This is a genomic window from Blastococcus sp. SYSU DS0510 (genome assembly GCF_054050835.1).
Genome location: NZ_JBJHAC010000012.1, coordinates 115,940 through 135,712, shown reverse-complemented (window position 1 = coordinate 135,712; position 19,773 = coordinate 115,940). Strand labels below are relative to the sequence as shown.

Here is a 19,773-nt window from a genome sequence, read left to right as displayed (position 1 = left end):
GTCGCCGTCGTCTCCGACGGCTCCACCCCCACCCAGCGCACCCTGCGCACCACCCTCGCCGGCCTCCCCGCCACCCTCACCGAGCACACCGTCCGCCCCCCGGCGGTCTGGGTCGTCGGCGAGGTGGCGCAGCTCACGTCCGCCGGCTGAGGGCGTGTCGCGGCGTGCCGCTCACGTCCTGTGAGCAGCCGATGAGCGCAGGGCGATGGTCCGCGACGAAGTCGTCTCCAGGCATGGTGGTGCCACGGATCGCCCCCTAGCGTGGGCCCGTCCGGACGGACCCGTCCGTCGCTCAACCGGTGACAGCCGTCCGGACGCCGCCGAACCATCCGCCGGCACCCGCCGGCAGCAGGACCGGGGACCCACCGCACCACCTGGGGTGAAGCGACCGATCGGCCCGCAGGGCCGGCCGGACGCCGGGCGACTTCCCTCCCGAACCCGTCAGCTAACCCGGTAGGCGGCCGTGGAAGAAAGGACCACCCGCCGAACATGGCGAGTTCGCTCAACCCTGCCCACCGGCGCATCACCGGACGGCGGGCCCTGCTGGCCCTCGTGGCCGCCGGCGGCGTCGCCCTGACGCCCCTCCCCGCACTCGCCGACCCCCAGCGGCCGGCCACCTCCCAGGAGGCCGCGCAGCTCATCGCCGCCCGCGCGCACGACCTGGAGGTGCTCACCGAGCGGTTCAACGAGACCCGCGAGCAGCTCAAGGCCACGCAGGCGGCCGCCGACGCGGCGGCCGAGGAGCTCACCGCTGCGCAGGCCGCGCTCGCCCAGGCGCAGGACCGCGTCCGGACCGTGGCCCGCAGCGCCTACACCGGCGAGGGGCTCGGCACCCTCGAGGCCGTGCTGACCAGCGAGTCGGCGAGCGACCTGGTCGACCGGGTGGGGCTGCTCGACACCATCGCCGCCCACAACAACGGCGTCCTCGGCGAGGCGCGCAGCGCCGGCGAGGACGCCGAGCGGGCGCGGGCCGCCGCCGAGGAGGCCGCCACCGCCGCCCAGGAGCAGGTCGACCGCGTCGACGCGCAGCGGGCGCGGCTCGACGAGCAGATCGCGGTCTACCAGGCCCAGTACGAGCGGCTGACCGACGAGGAGCAGCGGGCCTCCCGGGCCGCCGCCGAGCGGCACGCCGCCGAGGAGGCCGCGGCGCAGGCCCCGGCCGCCCAGGCCGCGCCGGCCCCCGGGGCGCCCGCTGCGGCTGCTCCGGCCCCGGCGGCCCCGGCTCCGCCCCCGCCCGCCCCGTCCGGCGGCAGCGGGGCGGCGCAGACCGCGGTGAGCACGGCCATGGCGCAGATCGGCGACCCCTACGTGTGGGCGGCCGCCGGCCCGAACGCCTTCGACTGCTCGGGCCTGATGCAGTACGCCTACGCGGCCGCCGGCATCAGCCTGCCGCACTCCAGCCGCATGCAGTCGACGATGGGCACCTCGGTGCCCCTGTCGGCGCTGCAGCCCGGCGACCTGCTCTTCTACTACTCGCCGGTCAGCCACGTGGGCATGTACATCGGCAACGGGCAGATGGTGCACGCGTCGACCTCCGGCGTGCCGGTGAAGGTGGCGTCGATCCACTCCATGGGCGACGCCCCCTTCGCCCGGCGGATCGCCTGACCCGCTGAGCGCCGGACGTACGGAGCGACCGCCGCCCCGCACGTCCGGCGCTCAGCAGCACGGCCTCGTGCGAGCATGAGCCCTCGTGCGGGTCGGGACGGGGGGCGGGCTGCCCCGCGAGGTCAAGGTCCTGGCGGTCATCGCCTTCGTCGTGGCCCTCGGGTTCGGCATCGTCGCGCCGGCCATCCCGCTGTTCGCCCGCTCCTTCGGCGTCGGCACCACGGCCGTCGGCCTGGCCGTCAGCGCCTTCGCCTTCTTCCGCTTCGTCTCGGCGTTCAGCGGCGGCACCCTGGTCGAGCGCTTCGGCGAGCGGCTGGTGCTCGCCTCCGGGCTGGTGATCGTCGCCGTCACCACCGGGCTCGCCGGGCTCGCGGGGTCCTTCCCGGTCTTCCTGGGGCTGCGCGCCGCCGGCGGCATCGGCAGCGCCATGTTCACCGTGGCGGCGCTGTCGCTGCTGCTGCAAGTCGCCCCTCCCTCGCACCGCGGCCGCGCCGCGGCGACCTGGCAGGGCGGCTTCATCCTCGGCGGGATCGCCGGCCCCGCCGCCGGCGGCCTGCTCGCCGAGCTCTCCCCCCGGCTGCCCTTCTTCCTCTACGCGGGCTTCCTGCTGGTCGCCGGCGCGGTCGGCATCGCGCTCCTGCGCACCGCCGAGCCCGACCCGGCCGCGCCCACGGCGGCCGACGTCGCCGGCCCCGACCTCGACGCCGGACCGGTCCGGCTCGGCAGCGCGCTGCGCTCCCGCGTCTACCTGGCGGCGCTGGTGGCCAACTTCGGCGTCGGCTGGGTGCTGTTCGGGGTCCGCAACTCGCTCGTGCCGCTGTACGTCACCGAGGAGCTGGGGCGCACGGTGGCCTGGGCCGGGGCGGGCCTGCTCGCCGGGTCGCTCGCCCAGGCCCTGGGCCTGCTGCGCTCGGGCCGGCTCGTCGACGGCTGGGGACGACGGCCCTCGCTGGTGCTGGGCGCCGCGCTGGCCACCGCGGCCATGGCGGTGCTCGTCCTGCCGCCGGCGATCTGGGCCTTCCTGCTGTCCATGGCCGTCTTCGGGCTGGGCGCCTCCCTGCTGGCCAGCGCACCGGCGGCGCTGGTCGGCGACCTCAGCGGCGGGCGGGGCGGCCGGGTGGTGGCGGTGTTCCAGATGTCGGCGGACCTCGGCGCGATCGCCGGCCCCCTCGTCGCCGGCTGGCTCACCGACGTCGCCGGCTTCCAGGTGGCCTTCGGCGTGAGCACCGCGGTGCTCGCCGCCGGTCTGGTCGGCGGGCTCGCCATCCCCCGAGGTGCACCGCGGCCCGCCCCCGCCGCCGCGCCGGCGTCCTGACCCTCAGCGGCTCCGGTAGAGCCGGGTCGTGAGCGGCAGGAACACCAGCGCCAACGCCGCGGCCACCGCCAGCGAGACCAGGATCGCGCCGCCGTCCGGTGTGCCGTCCATCAGGGAGCGGCACGCCGTCGCCAGGATCGAGATGGGGTTGACGTCGACGAACGCCTGCAGCGGCCCGGGGAGGGTGGCCGGGTCGACGAAGACGTTGGACAGGAAGGTCAGCGGGAAGATGCCCATGAAGCCCGCGTTCATGACCGCGTTCGGGCTGCGCAGCAGCAGGCCGAGCACCGAGAACGCCCACGACAGCCCGAAGGAGAACACCACCACGAGCGCCAGCGCCGCCAGGGCTCCGGACACCCCGGCGTCCGGGCGGTAGCCCAGGAGCACGCCGACGACGATGAGCACCGTGCCGGCCACGACGTAGCGGACGCTGTCGCCGAGCAGCGCCCCGAGCAGCGGGGCCGGCCGCCAGATGGGCAGCGAGCGGAACCGGTCGACGACGCCCTTGGTCAGGTCGGTGTTCAGCGAGATGCCGGAGTAGACGGTGGTGAAGAGCACCGACATCACCAGCAGGCCGGGCAGCGTGTAGTCCAGGTAGGCGCTGGTGGAGCCGGCGATGGCGCCGCCGAACAGGTAGGTGAACATCAGCAGGAACATCACCGGTGTGACCGTGACGTCGAGCAGCTGCTCGGGCACGTGCTTGACCTTGAGCATGCCGCGCCAGCCGAAGGTGAGGGCGGTCTGCAGCGCCCCGGGCCGTGGCGGGCGTTCCGTGCCGGCGATCGCCCGGCGCACCGCCGCGGTGTCGGCGTCCGTGGTCGCAGTGGTCATGACGTCTGCTCCTCGAGGGTCGGTGCGGGGCCGGGCGGTTCCTCCGCGCCCCGGCCGGTGAGCGCCAGGAAGACCTCGTCCAGGCTGGGCTGGTCGAGCGAGAAGTGGGCCAGGCCGATGCCGGTCCGCGCGAGCTCGGCGACCCCCGCCGCCGCCCGGGCCGGGTCCGGGCAGACGGCGGACAGGGCCGCCGGGTCGGCCTCCAGGGTGACCGCGCCCAGCGCGCGTTCCAGGACGTCGGCCGCGTCGGGGCGCCGGGCCGGGTCGAGCAGCCGGACGTGCAGGGCGCCGGTGCCCACCGACGCCTTGAGCTGCGCCGGGGTGCCCTCGGCGATCACCCGCCCCCGGTCGATCACGGCGATCCCGTCGGCGAGCTGGTCGGCCTCCTCCAGGTACTGGGTGCAGAGCAGGATCGTCGTCCCCCCGGCCACGAGCGCGCGGGCGATCTCCCACACCTGGTTGCGCGACCGCGGGTCCAGCCCGGTCGTCGGCTCGTCCAGGAACATCAAGCGCGGGGTGACCACGATGCTCGCCGCGATGTCCAGGCGGCGCCGCATGCCCCCGGAGTAGTGCTTGACGAGCTTCCCGGCGGCGGCGGCGATGCCGAAGGCCTCCAGCAGCTCGTCGGCGCGGGCCCGCGCACCGGGGCGGGACAGCCCGAGGAGGCGGCCCAGCAGCACGAGGTTCTCGCGTCCGGTCAGCTCCTCGTCGACCGAGGCCAGCTGCCCGGTGAGGCTCACCAGCCCGCGGACGGCGTCCGCCTCGGCGACGACGTCGTGCCCCAGCACCCGGGCGCTGCCCGAGTCGGGGCGGATGAGCGTGGCCAGCATGCGGATGGTCGTGGTCTTGCCCGCCCCGTTGGGGCCGAGCACGCCGTAAATCGTCCCGGCCGGCACGGCGAGGTCGAGCCCGCTCACCGCCGTCGTCGCGCCGTAGGACTTGGTCAGGGCCGTCGCCTCGACGGCCAGTGGTGCGTGCAGCGCCATGGGTACCTCACCCGGGTTCGCGTCGTGCGGATTCCTCGTGGTGTGGACCGACTCTCCCCGCCGGGCTCATCGGCGGCGAGCGAGTTTTCTCCCCCGGCCCGCTGGGGCGTGTCCAGAAACCTCGGCGCGGTCCGTGTGACGCCGGGTGCACCGGGGAACGGCCCAGCGGAGCGCGCAGGCGTCGTCGCGCACCGAGCCGGTGCGCGCGCTCGCCCGGTCGGACGGAACACGCCGCGAGGAGGCACGCACGGATGGACATCGCCGCGATGCGGGCCAGCTTCGCCAAGGCGGCCGCCACCGGCGACGAGGCACCGCTGTACTTCTACTCGCACCTGTTCCTCAGCCACCCCGAGACGCGGGCGATGTTCCCCGTCTCGATGGCCCACCAGCGCGACCGGTTCTTCCACGCCCTCGGCGAGGTGGTGTCCCACGTCGACGACCTCGACGCGCTGGTGCCGATCCTCAAGCAGCTCGGGCACGACCACCGCAAGTTCGGCACCCTGCCGGCGCACTACCCCGCGGTGATGCCCAGCCTGCTCGCGACGCTGGAGCACTTCGACGACGAGTGGGACGAGCACCGCGCCCGCACCTGGACCGAGGCCTACGAGATCGTCGCCTCGGTGATGATCCAGGGCGCGGAGGAGTCCGCGGACCAGCCGGCGACCTGGCGGGCCGAGGTGGTGGCCCACGAACGCCGAGCGGTCGACGTCGCGGTGCTCCAGGTGCGGCCCGAGGTGCCGGTCAACTACCTGGCCGGGCAGTCGATGTCGCTGGAGATCGACCGCCGTCCCCGGCTGTGGCGGTACTACTCCCCGGCCAACGCGCCGCGCGAGGACGGCACGCTGGAGCTCCACGTCAAGGCCCGGCCCGGCGGCCCGGTCAGCACCGCGCTGGTGCGCAGCACCGAGGTGGGCGACCTGCTGCGCCTCGGCCCCCCGCTCGGCGAGCTGACGCTGCCCCCGGACTCCGACCGCGACCTGCTGCTCGTCGCCGGCGGCATGGGCCTGGCGCCGCTCAAGGCGCTGGTCGACCAGGTGGCCCGGCAGGGTCCGCCCCGCCGGGTCGACCTCTTCGCCGGAGCCCGCACCGAGGCCCAGCTCTACGACCGCGCACCCCTCGGTGAGCTGCAGGCGGCCCATCCGTGGCTCGACGTGACCTTCGCGGTGTCCGACGACGACCTGTCCGGCCTGGAGCACGGGGACGTCGGTGACGTCGTCCTCCGGCAGGGGCCGTGGCTCAGCCGGGAGGTGTACGTGGCCGGCCCGGCGCCCATGGTGGAGGCGACCGTCGAGGGCCTCCTGCGGCACGGCGTGCCACGGGAACGGGTGCGCAGCGAGGTGTTCGCCCCCAGCCGACCGGGGCCCAGTGCCGAGGGGAAGGTGACCGAATGACCACCACCGAGACGTCCGGGACCGGAGGGGGTGCGCGGCGGCTCACGCCGGAGCAGATCCGGGGTGCCCGCTTCACCGCCGGCACGATGCTGCACCCCGGCTACGACCAGTCCGAGGTCGACCGCTTCCGGGAGATGGTGGCCGCAGAGGTGCGCAGCCTCGCCGGCGAGCGCGACGACCTGCAGCGCCAGGTGGCCGAGCTGCAGCAGCGCCTGTCGGGCATCACGGTGCCCGAGCCGCCCAGCGAGCAGGCGGTGAAGATCCTCGCCAGCGCCCAGCAGACGGCCGACGAGTACGTCGCCGAGGCCGAGGACTTCAGCCGGCAGATGACCGCCGAGGCGCGCGACCAGTACGAGGAGCAGCTGCGGCTGGCGCGTGAGAACGCCGGCGCCATCATGCAGGCGGCCCAGGAGGCGGCTGCGCGGCTCAGCGTGGCCACCGGTGCCGACGGCGACGCCGCCGGGCAGCGCACCACCGCCGAGCTCGAGGAGCAGGTCGCCTTCCTCAAGGCGTTCGCCCAGGCCTGCCGGGCGCAGCTGCGCGCCTACCTCGAGGCGCTGCTCACCGACGTCGAGACCGAGTGGGGCCGGGTCGACCCGGCTCTGGCGCCCGAGGCCCTCGCCGCCGCCGCCGGGCCGGGGCGGCGACCCGGGCCGACGGGGTCCCCGCAGACGACCTTCCACGACAACAGCGCGGGCGGCGCCGACGTGGAGGACAACCGGCCGGCGCCCGCGGGGGCCCGCTCGGCCGGCTCTTGACGGAGCACGCTCAGCGGCCCGCCGGCGGAGGGTCCGGGGCGGTGCTGCCCGCAGCGGCCGGGCCGGCACGGTTCCCGGCGGGCTCCGGCTCCGGCCCGCGCTCCGGCCGCTGGAAGAGCGAGTAGAGGTAGACCAGCGCCGGCAGGAGGACCACCCCGCCCGCGATCAGGGCCACCAGCATCGCGAGCAGCGTCGCCCGCCCGCCGGCGGCCTCCTCGATCGTCAGGTACGGCAGCAGCACGTAGGGGTACTGCGCCACCGCCCAGCCCACCAGGACGGTCGCGACGGCGAGGCCCGAGGCGGCGCGGGCGGCGACGAACCGGCGCGTCCAGAGCAGGACCAGGGCCGCCACCCCGGCCACGACCGACGCCGCGATCACGGGGGCGGCCCGGCCGGTCAGCCGGTCGAAGAGCACCGGCGCGTCGGCCCGGAGCACGAACAGCCCGGCGATGCCCGCGGCGCCCGTGACGGCGGCGGTCCCCAGCGCCCGCACCCGGAACTGCTCGACCAGGTCCTCGGCGCCCTCGCGCCGGGCGTCGGCGCACAGGAAGACGGCCGCCAGGTAGGCGCAGACCAGCACCGCCATGACGCCACCCAGCGCCGACGTCGGGTTGATCCAGCTGGTGACGACGTCGCCGGCGGCGATGCCCGGCGGGACCCGGCCCGACGCCACCCCGCCGACGACCGCGCCGAGGAAGTACGGCGTGGCCAGGGACGAGAGCGCGAACCCGCCGCCGAGGAACCGGCGCATGCCCAGGGTGGTGATGCTCTTGCGGAAGGCGAAGGCCGCGCCGCGGGCGATCATCCCGAACGCGGCGAGGGTGAGCGGGATGTAGAGGGTGGTCACCACGGCGGCGAACGCTCCGGGGAACGCGGTCCACAGCACGACCAGCACGAAGATCAGCCAGACGTGGTTCGCCTCCCACACCGGGGCGATCGAGCGCTCGATGAGCTCCCGCTGCGGGGTGCCGCGCCGCGTGCCGCCGGCCAGCAGGTCCCAGATGCCGGCGCCGAAGTCCGCACCGCCGAAGAGCGCGTAGGCCAGCAGCCCGACGAACATCACGCTCAGCAGGACCTCGGGCAGGGTCACTTCACCGCCACCTCCCCGGTGTGCGCGTCCGGGGGCCGGGCGTCCGCCTCCTGCGGGGCCGCGGTGCCCGGGGCGCCGGCCAGCCGGCGGAGGACGAAGACGGTGAGCGCGGTGAGGAGCACGTAGATGACGACGACGGCGTAGAAGCCGAGGTAGAGGCCGGGCGCCGGGCTCACCGCCTCCTCGGTGAGCATGATCCCGTAGACGATCCACGGCTGGCGGCCGACCTCGGTCACCACCCAGCCGGCCTCCATGGCGACGATCACGGCCACCCCGGAGACCGCCACCACCCGCAGGAACCACGGGCTGCGCGGGATGTCCCGGCGCCGCCACCAGGCCCAGGCGAACCACGCGGCGAGCAGCAGCAGCGCCGACCCGATGCCGACCATCACGTCGAAGGCCAGGTGCACCACGTTGACCGGGGGGATCAGCTCGTCGGGGAACGCCTCCAGGCCCAGGATGACGCCGTCGGGGTCGTGGTGGACCAGCAGCGACAGCCCGTTCGGGATCTCGAGGGCGTAGTGCAGCTCGCCGTCGCTGTACCAGCCACCGACGGACAGCGGCGCACCGGCCATCGTCTCCTGCTGGGCCTCCATCGCCGCCAGCTTCGTCGGCTGGTTGTCGGCGACGACGTTGGCGATCCAGTCGCCCACGCCGATCTGCACCGGGGTCAGGACCGCCGCGAAGGTCAGCGGGATCAGCAGCCCCGCGCGGTGGTAGGTGTCGCGCCGGCCGCGCAGCATGCCGACGGCGTACACCGACGCGATGGTGAAGCCGGTGACCATGTAGGCCGCCAGCAGCATGTGGGTCACCTGCGGCCAGGTGGACTCGCTGAACATCGCCGCCCACGGCCGGGGGTTGACCACCGACCCGTCCTCGGCCAGGTCGAAGCCCGTGGGGTTGTTCATCCAGGCGTTGGCGGCGACGACGAAGAAGGCGCCGGCCATCCCGGAGACGATCATCGGGATCGCGCTGAGCATGTGCGCCCGCGGCGAGAGCCGGTTCCAGCCGAAGAGGTAGACCCCGACGAAGATCGCCTCGATGAAGAAGGCGAAGCCCTCCAGCACGAAGGGGAAGCCGAACACCTCGCCGAAGCGGTCCATGAGGCCCGGCCAGAGGATGCCGAGCTCGAACGAGAGCAGGGTGCCCGAGACCGCCCCCGCCGCGAAGAGCACCCCCATCGCCTTCGCCCAGGTGTGCGCCAGCCGGGTCAGCTCGGCGTCCCCCCGCCGGTGTCCGCGCCACTCGGTGAACACCGTCATCAGGGGGAAGGCGATGCCGAAGCAGGCGAAGATGATGTGCCACCCGAGCGAGAGCGCCATCTGCATCCGCGCCGGAAAGAGGTTCTCGGCGGCGTCGGCGAGCAGGTCGAAGCCGGTCATGGGCGTCTCCGGAGCGCTGTCGGCGGCGCAACCCGGGGCTGGGGCCATCGCCACGTCCCGGCCGCTCTTCCCGGTCCGCCGCGACCGAAACCCGGACCCGCTGCCGTGTTGCGCGATCGGCACCGGGCCCGACGGCCCGGGCGCGGTAGGTTTCCAGCGGCAGCCGCCGACCCCCCCAGGAGGCCACCCGATGTCCGACGTCCTCCTCGTCCTGCTGGTGGTCGTCCTCGTGGCCCTCGCGGTGCTGGCCGTGGTCGTGCTGGTGCTCCGCCGGCGCAACCTGGCCCGGGCCGCCGCCCCGCGCCCCCGGGTCGACCCGCTGGCCGACGAGCCCGACGTCTACGACCCGCACGCCATCGGGGTGGGCGACGTGATCACCTACGCCGGCGTCGACCACGTCGTCCGCGGCACGATCGTGCTGGAGGAGGGCGGGATGACCTGGCGCGAGCACCTGCTCGACGGGTCGACCGGCCGCCGCTGGCTCACCGTGGAGGACGACGAGGGCGACCTCGAGTTGACGCTGTGGATGCGCCGTGAGGGCACGAACCTGACCCCCGACGGCGACGTGATCCTCGACGACCGGGTGCACCGGCAGATCGAGCGCGGCCGGGCCAGCTACACGGCGGAGGGCACCACCGGCACCCCGCCCAGCGGCACCGTCGAGTACGCCGACTACGCGACGGCGGACAAGACCGGGCTGCTCGCCTTCGAGCGCTGGGCCCCCACCCAGTCCTGGGAGGTCTCGACCGGGCGCGCCGTGAGCCGCGGTGAGCTCACCGTCTACCACCGGACGCCCGGGACATGAGCCTGCACCAGCTCGACGTCGCCCCGCGCGACGTCTCCGCCGGAGCGCTCGGGCTGCTGCTCGACGGGCCGGCCCCCGCTCCGCTGGCGCGGCTGCGCCTCGAAGGCCGCCCGGGGGCGGTGGTCACCCTGGGCGTGCTCGGCGCCTCCCACGTGGTGTGTGCGGAGACGGGCGGGCACCGGCTGACCGAGGAGGTCTCCTGCGACGCCGTCGGCGCCGGGGGCCGCCCGCTGCCCGCCGGCCTGCGCGCGGGCGGCTACGACTTCACCTCGGCGACCACCGCCACGACGCGGGGCGAGCTCGACGCGACCGCCGCCCGGCTGCGGGCCCTGGCCGCCGACGACCCGGCGTGGCTCTGCGGCGCCTTCCCCGGGGCGGCCGACGCGCTGACCGCCATGACGGCGCAGGCGCTGCCCGCCGGCGGCTGGGCCTGGCAGACCTGGCACCTCTACCCGGCCGGGGACACCGGCGAGGTCGTCACGACCCGGACGAGGTGGGCCCCGTGAGCACCCTCCGCCGGCTGGCCGCCGTGGTGCTGGCCGCCGTCCTGCTCGCCGGGTGCGGCAGCGGGACGCGCGTGCGCGACTTCCTGGACGAGACCTACGAACGCACCGAGGTCGTCGACGACACCTCGGTCTACGCCTCCCCCGACCCGGTGGGCACCACGACGGCGGCCATCGTCGACGCCGTCCAGCCCGCCGAGCGGCAGGCCGACGGCGGCAGCGAGTACCTGCGCTACGACGACGACATCGTCGTCGTGACCGCGGCGCCCGACGGCAGCACGGTGCGCGTGGAGGACCTCGACGGCCGCTACCGCAGCGGCTTCTTCGCCTTCCTCGGGCCCGGCTTCCGCCCCGGCTCGCCCGCCGGCACCGGGGGCGGCGGGGGTCCGGGCGACGTGAAGTGACCCGCCGCTCCCCCGCTTCCTCCCCGACCCCTGTCCCGATCCCAGGAGAGTTCCCGACGTGACCACGACCTGGCAGGCCCTCGAGTTCGGCACCGTCGAGGGCGGGGCGTTGGTGGACGGCGTCCTGGCGACGCTGCTGTGGTTCGCCATCGGCTTCGGCGTGCTCGCCGTCGGCTTCCTCGCGCTCGACCTGATCACGCCCGGCAACCTGCGCACCCAGGTCTACACCGACCACAACCCCAACGCCGCGATCCTGCTGGCCGCCAACCACCTGGCTCTGGCGATCATCGTGGTCACGGCGATCATGACCAGCGCCGACAGCCTCGGGCAGGGCCTGGTCGACACCGCCGTCTACGGCCTGCTCGGCGTGGTGCTCCAGGCCGTGGCCCTGCGGCTGCTGGACGCGGTGGTCCCCGAGCACCTGCGCGACCTGGTCAACGAGCCGCAGATGCGCGGCTCGGCGTGGGCGATCGGCGTCAGCCTGGTCGCGATCGGCGCGGTGAACGCCGCCGCGCTGTCGTGACGCCGTGACCACGTCCGCGCCCGAGGTGGCACCGGGTGCGAGCCGGGAACGGGTGCGCTCGCGTCCGCTGCTGCTGGCCGCCGTCGCCGTCTGCGCCGCCTGCGGGCTGGTCTACGAGCTGGTGCTGCTGACCCTGTCGGCGAGCCTGGTCGGCGGCGGCATCACCCAGACCTCGCTGATCGTCGCCGGGTTCGTGGCCGCGCTCGGCGCCGGGGCCCTGCTGGTCAAGCCGTTCCTCCCGCACGCGGCGACCACCTTCGTCGCGGTCGAGATCCTGCTCGGCGTCGCCGGGGGCCTGAGCGCGGTGACGCTCTACGTCTCGTTCTCCTTCTACGGCACCAGCACCGCCGTGCTGCTCGCCGCGACGGCCGTCCTCGGCATCCTGGTCGGCGCCGAGGTGCCGCTGCTGATGACCCTGCTGCAGACCGGAAGGGAGGGCATCGACGCCGAGGGCAGCGGCAAGGTCCTCGCCGACCTCAACGCCGCCGACTACGCCGGAGCGCTGCTCGGCGGGCTGGTGTGGCCCTTCCTGCTCCTGCCGCTGGCCGGCCAGGTGCGCGGCGCGGCCCTCACCGGTCTGGTCAACCTGCTCGCCGCGGCGGTGGTCTGCGGCCTGCTGCTGCGGCGGCAGATGAGCCGCCGGGCCCGGCGGGCCGCCGGCGGGGCGCTCCTCGCGGCGGCGCTGCTGCTCGGCGTCCTGCTCGTGCAGGCGCGCGACATCGAGACGACGGCCCGGCAGCGGCTCTACGCGGACCCCGTGGTGGCCGCCGAGCGCTCCCGTTACCAGGAGATCGTGCTGACCGAGCGCTCCGGCGACCTGCGCCTGTACCTGGACGGCGACCTGCAGTTCTCCAGCCGCGACGAGCACCGCTACACCGAGTCGCTGGTGCACCCGGCGCTCGCGCGCGACCCCCGCCGGGTGCTGGTCCTCGGCGGCGGGGACGGCCTCGCCGCCCGGGAGGTGCTCCGGCACCCCTCGGTGCGGGAGGTGGTCCAGGTGGAGCTCGACCCCGACGTGGTGGCACTGGCGCGCACCCGGCTGGCCGGGCTGAACGCCGGCGCGCTCGACGACCCCCGGGTGCGGGTAGTCGTCGACGACGCGTTCCGCTGGCTGCGCTCCCCGGCGGCGACCGGCTTCGACGCGGTGGTCGTGGACATGCCCGACCCCGACACCCCGGTGCTCGGGCGGCTGTACTCCGTCGAGTTCTACGGCCTGGTGGCCACCGCGCTCGCGCCCGGCGGGCTGCTCACGGTGCAGGCCGGGAGCCCCTACTCGACCCCGGACGCCTACTGGCGGACCGTCTCCACGCTGGAGGCGGCGGGGCTGGCGGCCACCCCGTACCACGTCCACGTGCCCAGCTTCGGCGACTGGGGGTTCGCGCTGGCCGGGCACGGGCAGGAGCCCCCGCCGCTGGCCCTCTCCCCTGCCGTGCCGTCGACCCGGTTCCTGGACGAGGCGGTGCTGGCGGCCGCCGGGGTGTTCCCCGCCGACCGGCCGCGGCAGCGGCTGGAGCCCTCGACCCTGGACCGGCCGCTCGTCGTCGAGGACATGCGCGGTGGCTACATCGGCTGACGGTGCCGTGAGCATCGCAGCGAGGAACGAGCGAGGAGCGGAGCGGGGCCGGAAGCCGACCAGTGAGACCGTCGGCTGACGCCTGTAGCGTTGGGGTGCTCGGACGCCGCCGGCCGGCCCGCTGACCGCTGGCCCCTCCCCCGCCCGGTGTCCCGGAGCACCCCCGGGCCGCCGTCCGAAGGACCTGCGCGCCCACGGACACCGAGGAGAACCACCGTGAGTGCCGCCCACCCCGCCGGCGACGCGGAACGCACCGGCCGGGCAGCGGTGGCCGAGGCCGCCCGGCGGCGCACCTTCGCCGTCATCAGCCACCCCGACGCCGGCAAGTCCACCCTCACCGAGGCCCTGGCGCTGCACGCCCGGGTGATCGGCCAGGCCGGCGCGGTGCACGGCAAGGCCGGCCGCCGGGGCACGGTGTCGGACTGGATGGACATGGAGCGCGCCCGCGGCATCTCCATCACCTCCGCGGCGCTGCAGTTCTCCTACCGGGACGCGGTGATCAACCTGCTCGACACCCCCGGGCACGCCGACTTCTCCGAGGACACCTACCGGGTGCTCACCGCCGTCGACGCCGCCGTGATGCTGGTCGACGCCGCCAAGGGCCTGGAGACCCAGACGATGAAGCTGTTCGCGGTCTGCAAGCACCGCGGCATCCCGATCGTCACCGTCATCAACAAGTGGGACCGCCCGGGCAAGGACGCCCTGGAGCTGATGGACGAGATCGCCGAGCGCACCGGGCTGACCCCCACCCCGCTGACCTGGCCGGTGGGCATCGCCGGTGACTTCCGCGGCGTCCTGGACCGCCGCGACGGCATCTTCCGCCGGTTCACCCGCACCGCCGGCGGCGCCACGATCGCCCCCGAGGAGCTGCTGACCGCGGCGGAGGCCACCGAGCGGGAGGGCGAGGTCTGGGCCCAGGCCGTGGAGGAGGCCGAGCTGCTCGAGGCCACCGGCGCCGAGCACGACCAGGAGTCCTTCCTCGGCGGGGTCACCACGCCGGTGCTGTTCGCCTCCGCCGTCTCCAACTTCGGGGTGGGGGCGCTTCTGGACACGCTGGTGGACCTCGCACCGCCCCCGACCGGGCGCTCCGACGCCGACGGCGCGGTCCGCGACCTGGAGGAGCCGTTCAGCGCCTTCGTGTTCAAGGTGCAGTCGGGCATGGACGCCGCGCACCGCGACCGGCTCGCCTACATCCGCATTTGCTCCGGCGTCTTCGAGCGCGGCATGGTCGTCACCCACGGCCGCACCGGCCGGCCGTTCGCCACCAAGTACGCCCAGCAGGTGTTCGGTCGGGAGCGGGAGAGCGTCGACGTCGCCTACCCCGGGGACGTCGTCGGCCTGGTCAACGCCTCCGCGCTGGGCGTCGGCGACACCCTGTACACCGAGCGGCCGGTCGCCTTCCCGCCGCTGACCACCTTCGCCCCGGAGCACTTCGCCGTCGTCCGCAGCCGGGACACCGCCAAGCACAAGCAGTTCCGCAAGGGTATCGAGCAGCTGGACTCCGAAGGCGTCGTCCAGGTGCTCCGCTCGGACCGCCGCGGGGACGGCTCACCCGTGCTGGCCGTCGTCGGGCCGATGCAGTTCGAGGTGGCCACGCACCGCATGGAGCACGAGTTCAACGCCCCCGTCGCGCTGGACCGGCTGCCCTACAGCCTGGCCATGCGCACCGACGAGGAATCGCTGCCGATGATCGCCTCCTCGGGCGGGGTCGAGGTGGTGCGGCGGCCCAGCGGCGAGCTGCTGGCGCTCTTCCCCGACAAGTGGGCGCTGCGGATCCTGCAGCAGCGGCACCCGCGGGCGACCCTCGAACCACTGGTCGCCGCCCAGCTGGCCTGACGCGCGTCAGGGCCGGAGCGCCCCGTACACCTCCTCCGCGTGGTCGAACACGAGGAAGTGGCCCTCCCCGGGCAGCCAGTGCGCCGAGCACCGAGGCAGCATCGCGCTCAGCACCTGGCCGAGCACGACGGGCACCTGCCAGTCCTGCGTGCCGTGCCAGATGTGCACCTGCTGGCCGACCTCCGACAGCGGGAACCCCCACGGCCGGAAGAGCAGGGCGCGGTCCTCGGCCAGCACCGCGGTGCCGTTGCGCAGCCCCTCGGTGAAGGTGTCGGCGAGGATCCGCCGGACCGCGGGGCGCCCGATCACCCGCCGGTCGGCCGCGTTGAGCCGCAGCTGCAGGTAGCGGGGGATCATCGCCGGCCGCAGCCCGATCGGCGCGAGCGCCGGCCGCAGCACCGTCGCCAGCCGGCCCGGGCGGTGCAGCGCCACGCGCAGCTGCCCCGGCACCCAGCGCGGCCAGGGCCACGGCACGTCCGGCGGGGGCGCGCCGCCGAGGATGCCCACGGTCGTCACCCGCTCCCCGAGGGCGTGCGCGCAGGCCAGCGCGTAGGCGGCGCCGCCGGAGAGGCTGAGCACCGCGCACCGGTGGACGCCCAGGTGGTCCAGCAGCTGGGCGACGTCGTCGGGCCAGTCCATGACCCGGCGCCCGGGGTGCGGGTCCGAGCGCCCGAAGCCGGGCCGGTCGGGGACGATGAACCGCACCCCCCACCGGCGGTAGTCCTCCGGGTCCTCGACGTGCTGCTCGAGCCGCGAGCTGGGCGACCCGTGGCAGCCCAGGACCGGCCGGCCCGCGGGGTCGCCGTGCTCGGCCCAGGCGAGGGTGCGGCCGTCGCGGAGCCGGAGTCTGCCCTCACGCGGCTCAGGTACCAGAGGCATGTCGCACCCCTACCCGGAGCGCCACTCCTCACCCGGCAGCCGTAGACCTCGTGTTCGGTGCCGTGTCGCGCCACCGGTCACGGGTATGGCGAGGAGATGCGCACCGCCGGACCTGCACCCGCCGTGCTGTGGTCGGTTCGTGACCGGGTGGTCGGCGTCGTCGACGCGTACGTCCGGGCGCAGGGCCCGGGCCCGGTCCTCGACCGGCTGCTCGATGCGGCGAGGCAGTGCTGAGCGCCCGCGCCGTGGACGGACCTCCCGGTCGGCACCCGGCGGACGCCGCTGCCGACCGCCGCCCGGTGGCGGTCGTCACCGGCGCGAGCAGCGGGCTGGGCCGGGCCGTCGCCCTCCGGCTGGCCACTGACGGTCACCGCGTCGCTCTCCTCGCCCGGGGGGCGGAGGACCTCGCGGCCGTGGCCGCGGAGGTCGAGCGGTCCGCCGGGACGGCGCTGCCGTTCGTCGTCGACCTCGCCGACGCGGCGGCGACCCGGACCGCCGTCGAGGAGGTGGTGGGTGCGTGGGGGCAGGTCGCCGTCCTCGTCAACGCTGCGGCCACCGACGCGCCCGGACCGGTCGAGACGACCACGGTGGAGGACTGGGACCGCGTCCTCGCCGTGAACCTGCGCGCCCCGTTCGTGCTGAGCCGGGCGGTGTTCCCTCACATGCGGAGCGCCGGCGGCGGGACCATCGTCAACGTCTCCTCGGTCGCCGGCCTCCGCGGCTGGGCCGACGCCGCGGCCTACTCCGCGTCGAAGTTTGCCCTCACCGGGTTCACCCAGGCGCTCGCGGCCGAGGGGCGTGCGCACGGGATCCGGGCGTGCGTCCTCTACCCGGGGGCGATGGCGACGTCGTGGGGCGTCTGGGACCCGGGATCGCGCCGGGCGGCCGCCACCGGGGACGCTCCCGACCCGCGGGAAGCGCTCCCGCCCGAGCGGGTCGCCGAACTGGTGTCGTGGCTGGTGCGAGCACCGGGTGAGCTGGTGCTCAACCAGGTGACGGTCACCCCGTTGCACGAGCAGGGCTGGCCCTGAGCGCGTCAGGACCGGACCGGTAGCTTGCCGGGCATGGCGATCGATCCACGCGGTGCGGACCTGAAGCGCTACCTGCAGGAGGACCCGGGCGGGCCCGTCGTGATGCTCAACCTGCTCCGGTTCGCCGAGGGCGGGCGGGAGCTGTACGCGCAGTACGCCGAGGCGCTGGACAGCACGTTCCTCCCCCGGTACGGCGGCGAGGTCCTCTACGCCGGCGACGGGTCCACGCCGCTGGTGGCCGAGGACGGGCAGGACTGGGACGCGGTGCTGCTGGTCCGCTACCCCTCGCGCGAGGCGTTCAGCCGCATGGTCGCCGACCCCGAGTACCAGCAGGTGACCGGCCTGCGCACCCGCGCGCTGACCGACGCGGTCCTCCAGGCCACCACGGCCTGGTAGCCGGCCGCGGCCTCAGTGGCCGCGGAAGGCCTCCTCCAGCCACCAGGAGGGCTGGTCGCGGGTGACCTTGGCGTCCACGAGCAGCGGCGCCGACCGGGGCCCGGCGAGCCAGGTGGCGACGCCGTCCAGGTCGGCGGGCCGCCGCACGGTGACGGCGTCGTAGCCGTGGCCGCGGGCGATCGCCGCGAAATCGGTCTCGGGGAACCGGACGATCTCCAGCGGGTGCCCGTCGGGGCCGAAGTGATGCACCTCGGCCCCGTAGCCGGCGTCGTCGTAGACCACCACGACCATCGGCAGGCCCAGCCGGACGACGGTCTCGAGCTCGGCGGCCCCCATGAGCGCGCCGCCGTCGCCGAGCGCGGCCACCGGGAGCCGGTCGGGCCGGGCCAGCGCCGCGCCGATCGCCGTCGCCAGCCCCAGGCCGACGGACTGGAACGCCTGGGTGAAGCAGAAGCCCTGCTCGTCGGGGACGTCGAGGAACATGCTCGGGCAGCCCATGAAGTTGCCCGAGTCGACCGCGATGATCCGCTGGGCGGGCAGCAGGTCGTCCAGGGCGGCGGTCAGCGCGCGGGGGTCGATGCGCCCGCCGCCCCCGTCCGGGAACGGCTCGTCCCGCCAGCGCCCGCGGGCGGTGATCGCCGCCCGCACCTCGGGCGTGCGGTAGGCGGCGTGCCCGGGGTCGGCCAGCAGCGCGGCGACCGCCTCCGCCGTCGCGCGCACGTCGCCGACCACGCCGAGCGCGACCTCGCGCTGGGCCCCGATCGCCGACGGGTCGTCGTCGACCTGGACCACGACGGCGTCGTCGGCGATCAGCCGGCCGTGCCGCATCGTCCACATGTTGAGCTGGCAGCCCCAGCCCACGACCAGGTCGGCGCCGGAGATCAGCTCCGCGGCCAGCGGCGTCGCGAAACCACCGGAGACGTCGAGGTCCCACGGGCTGCCCCGGAACAGGCCCTTCGCCACCGCCGACGTCGCCAGCAGGGCGCCGCAGCGGTCGGCGAGGGCCTCCAGCGCCGGGCGGGCGGCCCGGGCGCCGCGGCCGGCCACGAACACCGGCCGGCGGGCGGCGCCCAGCGCCGCGGCCAGTCGCGCCACCTCCCCGTCGTCCGGTAGGGCGGGCGACGGCGCCGGCGCGGCCGGCGGCGTGCCGGCCCCGGCGGGGAGGCCCTGCACGTCCAGCGGCAGGTTGAGCACGACCGTGCGCCGCTCCAGCCGGGCGGTGTCGATGGCGGCGGCGGCCACCGCGACGGCGTCCTCCGCGGAGGTCACCCGCACCGGGACGGCGCCGACCGCGGTGGCGAGCGCCGCCTGGTCGACGGCGAAGTTGGACCGCGGCGAGCTCGCCTCGGCGGTCAGCACCACCAGCGGGGTCCGGCTCTTGGCCGCCTCGGTGATGCCGGTGAGCGCGTTGGTGAGCCCGCACCCCTGGTGCAGGCTCAGCACGGCCGGCCGGCCGCTCACCCGTGCGTGGGCGTCGGCCATCGTGGCCGCGCCGCCCTCGTGCCGTGCGGCGACGTACCGGGCTCCGGCGGCGACCATCGCGTTGGTGGCCACGAAGTTGCCCGAGCCGACGACGCCGAACACCGCATCGGCCCCGCGGGCGACGAGGGTCTCCCCCACCGCCTGCGCGACGGTCCGCCCGGCCGCGCCGCTCATCCCCGCTCGACCAGCGCCAGCACCCGCGACGGCGAACCGGACCCGGAGACGATCGGCAGCGGCGCCGCCACGAGGAGTGCCCCGGTGGGCGGGAGCAGCGCGAGGTTCTGCAACTGGGTGAGGCCGTACTTGCCGCTGCCCATCAGGGCGGCGTGGCAGGGGAAGGGCGGGTCGAAGGAGTGCGCGGCCCCGGCGTCGGTGCCCACGGTCTCCACGCCCAGCCCGAGCACCGGCGACTCCTCGGCCAGCCAGCGCGCGCACTCCACGGAGAGCCCGGGGGTGTGCGGGCCCGTGTCGTCGGCGTTGATGAACTCCTGCTGGGAGGCCGACCGGGCGTCCCAGCCGGTGCGGAAGAGCAGCCACCCGCCCTCGGGCAGCGGCCCGTGCTCGGCCTCCCACGCGCGGACGTGCTGCACCTCGAGCAGGAAGTCGGGGTCGGCGGCGGCCTGCGCGGAGAAGTCGAGGACGACGGCGGGGGCGATCAGCCGCGCCGCCGGCACCGAGGCGACGTCGTCGCCGTCCCGGCCGGTGACCCAGTGGTTCGGGGCGTCGAAGTGCGTGCCGGTGTGCTCGCCGGTGCGGAAGTTGTTCCAGTACCAGGCCGGGCCCCGGTCGTCGTACCGGCTGAGCTCCTCGAGCTCGAAGCGCGCCGTCTGCGCGAACTGCTCGGGCAGCTGGATGACCGGCGTCTCCGCCGACAGGGGCGCGGTGAGGTCGACGACCTCGACCCGCGCGCTGACCAGCGCCTCGGCGAGGGTGGACAGGATCGACATCGCGGTTCCTCCGTGGGGCCGGCGGCTCGGCGGACA

Annotated in this window: 20 protein-coding genes and 1 riboswitch; of the genes, 13 read left to right on the top strand and 7 right to left on the bottom strand. The window is 75.3% G+C overall.

The window, feature by feature from the left end:
• Nucleotides 1–320: 320 nt before the first annotated feature.
• Nucleotides 321–475, top strand: a riboswitch (cyclic di-AMP (ydaO/yuaA leader).
• 14 nt (nucleotides 476–489) lie between these two features.
• Both ACI79P_RS11950 and ACI79P_RS11945 read left to right on the top strand, forming a co-directional pair.
• On the top strand, nucleotides 490–1,605 hold the full coding sequence (locus ACI79P_RS11950; RefSeq protein WP_456581264.1) for a C40 family peptidase: 1,116 nt from the start codon (nucleotides 490–492) through the stop codon (nucleotides 1,603–1,605).
• 85 nt (nucleotides 1,606–1,690) lie between these two features.
• Entirely contained in the window at nucleotides 1,691–2,920 is a 1,230-nt protein-coding gene (locus ACI79P_RS11945) for an MFS transporter (protein WP_456581263.1), read from the top strand.
• Between the two features lie 3 nt (nucleotides 2,921–2,923).
• Here the strand turns inward: ACI79P_RS11945 and ACI79P_RS11940 are convergent, their stop codons facing one another.
• Complete coding sequence (locus ACI79P_RS11940; protein ID WP_456581262.1) at nucleotides 2,924–3,751, bottom strand: ABC transporter permease; 828 nt, start codon at nucleotides 3,749–3,751, stop codon at nucleotides 2,924–2,926.
• Nucleotides 3,748–4,737, bottom strand: coding sequence for an ATP-binding cassette domain-containing protein (locus ACI79P_RS11935; RefSeq protein WP_456581261.1), 990 nt, complete (start codon nucleotides 4,735–4,737; stop codon nucleotides 3,748–3,750). Before ACI79P_RS11935 ends, ACI79P_RS11940 begins: the two co-directional genes overlap by 4 nt.
• 251 nt (nucleotides 4,738–4,988) lie before the next feature.
• Here ACI79P_RS11935 and ACI79P_RS11930 point away from each other — a divergent pair, with 251 nt between their 5' ends.
• Nucleotides 4,989–6,128 (top strand): globin domain-containing protein, encoded by a 1,140-nt coding sequence (locus tag ACI79P_RS11930; protein ID WP_456581260.1) that lies wholly within the window; start codon nucleotides 4,989–4,991, stop codon nucleotides 6,126–6,128.
• A complete protein-coding gene (locus tag ACI79P_RS11925) occupies nucleotides 6,125–6,886 on the top strand; it encodes a DivIVA domain-containing protein (RefSeq protein WP_456581259.1) in 762 nt (253 codons plus the stop codon). Before ACI79P_RS11930 ends, ACI79P_RS11925 begins: the two co-directional genes overlap by 4 nt.
• Before the next feature lie 10 nt (nucleotides 6,887–6,896).
• Here the strand turns inward: ACI79P_RS11925 and ACI79P_RS11920 are convergent, their stop codons facing one another.
• Both ACI79P_RS11920 and ACI79P_RS11915 read right to left on the bottom strand, forming a co-directional pair.
• Complete coding sequence (locus ACI79P_RS11920; RefSeq protein ID WP_456581258.1) at nucleotides 6,897–7,976, bottom strand: cytochrome d ubiquinol oxidase subunit II; 1,080 nt, start codon at nucleotides 7,974–7,976, stop codon at nucleotides 6,897–6,899.
• The gene (locus ACI79P_RS11915) at nucleotides 7,973–9,358 is read right to left on the bottom strand and encodes a cytochrome ubiquinol oxidase subunit I (protein WP_456581257.1); all 1,386 of its coding nucleotides are present in this window, start codon (nucleotides 9,356–9,358) and stop codon (nucleotides 7,973–7,975) included. The genes ACI79P_RS11920 and ACI79P_RS11915 overlap by 4 nt, the downstream gene beginning before the upstream one ends.
• Nucleotides 9,359–9,548: 190 nt before the next feature.
• Between ACI79P_RS11915 and ACI79P_RS11910 the strand changes: the two genes are divergently transcribed.
• The 6 genes from ACI79P_RS11910 to ACI79P_RS11885 all read left to right on the top strand — a co-directional run bounded on the left by ACI79P_RS11910 (nucleotide 9,549) and on the right by ACI79P_RS11885 (nucleotide 15,002).
• Nucleotides 9,549–10,163, top strand: a complete 615-nt coding sequence (locus ACI79P_RS11910; protein ID WP_456581256.1) for a DUF4178 domain-containing protein — start codon at nucleotides 9,549–9,551, stop codon at nucleotides 10,161–10,163.
• Complete coding sequence (locus ACI79P_RS11905; RefSeq protein WP_456581255.1) at nucleotides 10,160–10,669, top strand: DUF2617 family protein; 510 nt, start codon at nucleotides 10,160–10,162, stop codon at nucleotides 10,667–10,669. The genes ACI79P_RS11910 and ACI79P_RS11905 overlap by 4 nt, the downstream gene beginning before the upstream one ends.
• Complete coding sequence (locus ACI79P_RS11900) at nucleotides 10,666–11,070, top strand: DUF4247 domain-containing protein (protein WP_456581254.1); 405 nt, start codon at nucleotides 10,666–10,668, stop codon at nucleotides 11,068–11,070. The genes ACI79P_RS11905 and ACI79P_RS11900 overlap by 4 nt, the downstream gene beginning before the upstream one ends.
• 58 nt (nucleotides 11,071–11,128) lie before the next feature.
• Nucleotides 11,129–11,593, top strand: a complete 465-nt coding sequence (locus ACI79P_RS11895; RefSeq protein WP_456581253.1) for a DUF350 domain-containing protein — start codon at nucleotides 11,129–11,131, stop codon at nucleotides 11,591–11,593.
• A gap of 4 nt (nucleotides 11,594–11,597) precedes the next feature.
• Entirely contained in the window at nucleotides 11,598–13,166 is a 1,569-nt protein-coding gene (locus ACI79P_RS11890; protein ID WP_456581252.1) for a polyamine aminopropyltransferase, read from the top strand.
• A gap of 216 nt (nucleotides 13,167–13,382) precedes the next feature.
• Entirely contained in the window at nucleotides 13,383–15,002 is a 1,620-nt protein-coding gene (locus tag ACI79P_RS11885; RefSeq protein WP_456581251.1) for a peptide chain release factor 3, read from the top strand.
• Between the two features lie 6 nt (nucleotides 15,003–15,008).
• Here the strand turns inward: ACI79P_RS11885 and ACI79P_RS11880 are convergent, their stop codons facing one another.
• The gene (locus tag ACI79P_RS11880) at nucleotides 15,009–15,881 is read right to left on the bottom strand and encodes an alpha/beta fold hydrolase (protein ID WP_456581250.1); all 873 of its coding nucleotides are present in this window, start codon (nucleotides 15,879–15,881) and stop codon (nucleotides 15,009–15,011) included.
• Nucleotides 15,882–15,977: 96 nt separating this feature from the next.
• Between ACI79P_RS11880 and ACI79P_RS11875 the strand changes: the two genes are divergently transcribed.
• Genes ACI79P_RS11875 through ACI79P_RS11865 form a run of 3 tightly spaced genes read left to right on the top strand, consistent with a single transcriptional unit; the run spans nucleotide 15,978 to nucleotide 17,308 of the window.
• Nucleotides 15,978–16,115 carry a hypothetical protein gene (locus ACI79P_RS11875; protein ID WP_456581249.1) on the top strand — a complete coding sequence of 46 codons (138 nt, stop codon included), beginning with the start codon at nucleotides 15,978–15,980 and terminating at the stop codon, nucleotides 16,113–16,115.
• An 11-nt stretch (nucleotides 16,116–16,126) separates the two neighbouring features.
• The gene (locus ACI79P_RS11870; protein WP_456581248.1) at nucleotides 16,127–16,912 is read left to right on the top strand and encodes an SDR family oxidoreductase; all 786 of its coding nucleotides are present in this window, start codon (nucleotides 16,127–16,129) and stop codon (nucleotides 16,910–16,912) included.
• A 33-nt stretch (nucleotides 16,913–16,945) separates the two neighbouring features.
• Nucleotides 16,946–17,308 (top strand): DUF1330 domain-containing protein, encoded by a 363-nt coding sequence (locus tag ACI79P_RS11865; protein ID WP_456581247.1) that lies wholly within the window; start codon nucleotides 16,946–16,948, stop codon nucleotides 17,306–17,308.
• 12 nt (nucleotides 17,309–17,320) lie between these two features.
• On the opposite strand, the gene ACI79P_RS11860 is transcribed toward ACI79P_RS11865, so the two are convergent.
• Together ACI79P_RS11860 and ACI79P_RS11855 are read right to left on the bottom strand one after the other, a co-directional pair.
• On the bottom strand, nucleotides 17,321–18,964 hold the full coding sequence (locus tag ACI79P_RS11860; protein WP_456581246.1) for a thiamine pyrophosphate-binding protein: 1,644 nt from the start codon (nucleotides 18,962–18,964) through the stop codon (nucleotides 17,321–17,323).
• Complete coding sequence (locus ACI79P_RS11855) at nucleotides 18,961–19,737, bottom strand: cyclase family protein (RefSeq protein WP_456581245.1); 777 nt, start codon at nucleotides 19,735–19,737, stop codon at nucleotides 18,961–18,963. Before ACI79P_RS11855 ends, ACI79P_RS11860 begins: the two co-directional genes overlap by 4 nt.
• Nucleotides 19,738–19,773 lie beyond the last annotated feature (36 nt).

Bases quoted from the DNA above. Each gene is read 5' to 3' on its own strand.
- ACI79P_RS11880 (WP_456581250.1), bottom strand. From the start codon at position 15,881: ATGCCTCTGGTACCTGAGCCGCGTGAGGGCAGACTCCGGCTCCGCGAC.
- ACI79P_RS11925 (WP_456581259.1), top strand. From the start codon at position 6,125: ATGACCACCACCGAGACGTCCGGGACCGGAGGGGGTGCGCGGCGGCTC.
- ACI79P_RS11855 (WP_456581245.1), bottom strand. From the start codon at position 19,737: ATGTCGATCCTGTCCACCCTCGCCGAGGCGCTGGTCAGCGCGCGGGTC.
- ACI79P_RS11875 (WP_456581249.1), top strand. From the start codon at position 15,978: ATGCGCACCGCCGGACCTGCACCCGCCGTGCTGTGGTCGGTTCGTGAC.
- ACI79P_RS11940 (WP_456581262.1), bottom strand. From the start codon at position 3,751: ATGACCACTGCGACCACGGACGCCGACACCGCGGCGGTGCGCCGGGCG.
- ACI79P_RS11905 (WP_456581255.1), top strand. From the start codon at position 10,160: ATGAGCCTGCACCAGCTCGACGTCGCCCCGCGCGACGTCTCCGCCGGA.
- ACI79P_RS11860 (WP_456581246.1), bottom strand. From the start codon at position 18,964: ATGAGCGGCGCGGCCGGGCGGACCGTCGCGCAGGCGGTGGGGGAGACC.
- ACI79P_RS11910 (WP_456581256.1), top strand. From the start codon at position 9,549: ATGTCCGACGTCCTCCTCGTCCTGCTGGTGGTCGTCCTCGTGGCCCTC.
- ACI79P_RS11950 (WP_456581264.1), top strand. From the start codon at position 490: ATGGCGAGTTCGCTCAACCCTGCCCACCGGCGCATCACCGGACGGCGG.
- ACI79P_RS11930 (WP_456581260.1), top strand. From the start codon at position 4,989: ATGGACATCGCCGCGATGCGGGCCAGCTTCGCCAAGGCGGCCGCCACC.
- ACI79P_RS11915 (WP_456581257.1), bottom strand. From the start codon at position 9,358: ATGACCGGCTTCGACCTGCTCGCCGACGCCGCCGAGAACCTCTTTCCG.
- ACI79P_RS11865 (WP_456581247.1), top strand. From the start codon at position 16,946: ATGGCGATCGATCCACGCGGTGCGGACCTGAAGCGCTACCTGCAGGAG.
- ACI79P_RS11935 (WP_456581261.1), bottom strand. From the start codon at position 4,737: ATGGCGCTGCACGCACCACTGGCCGTCGAGGCGACGGCCCTGACCAAG.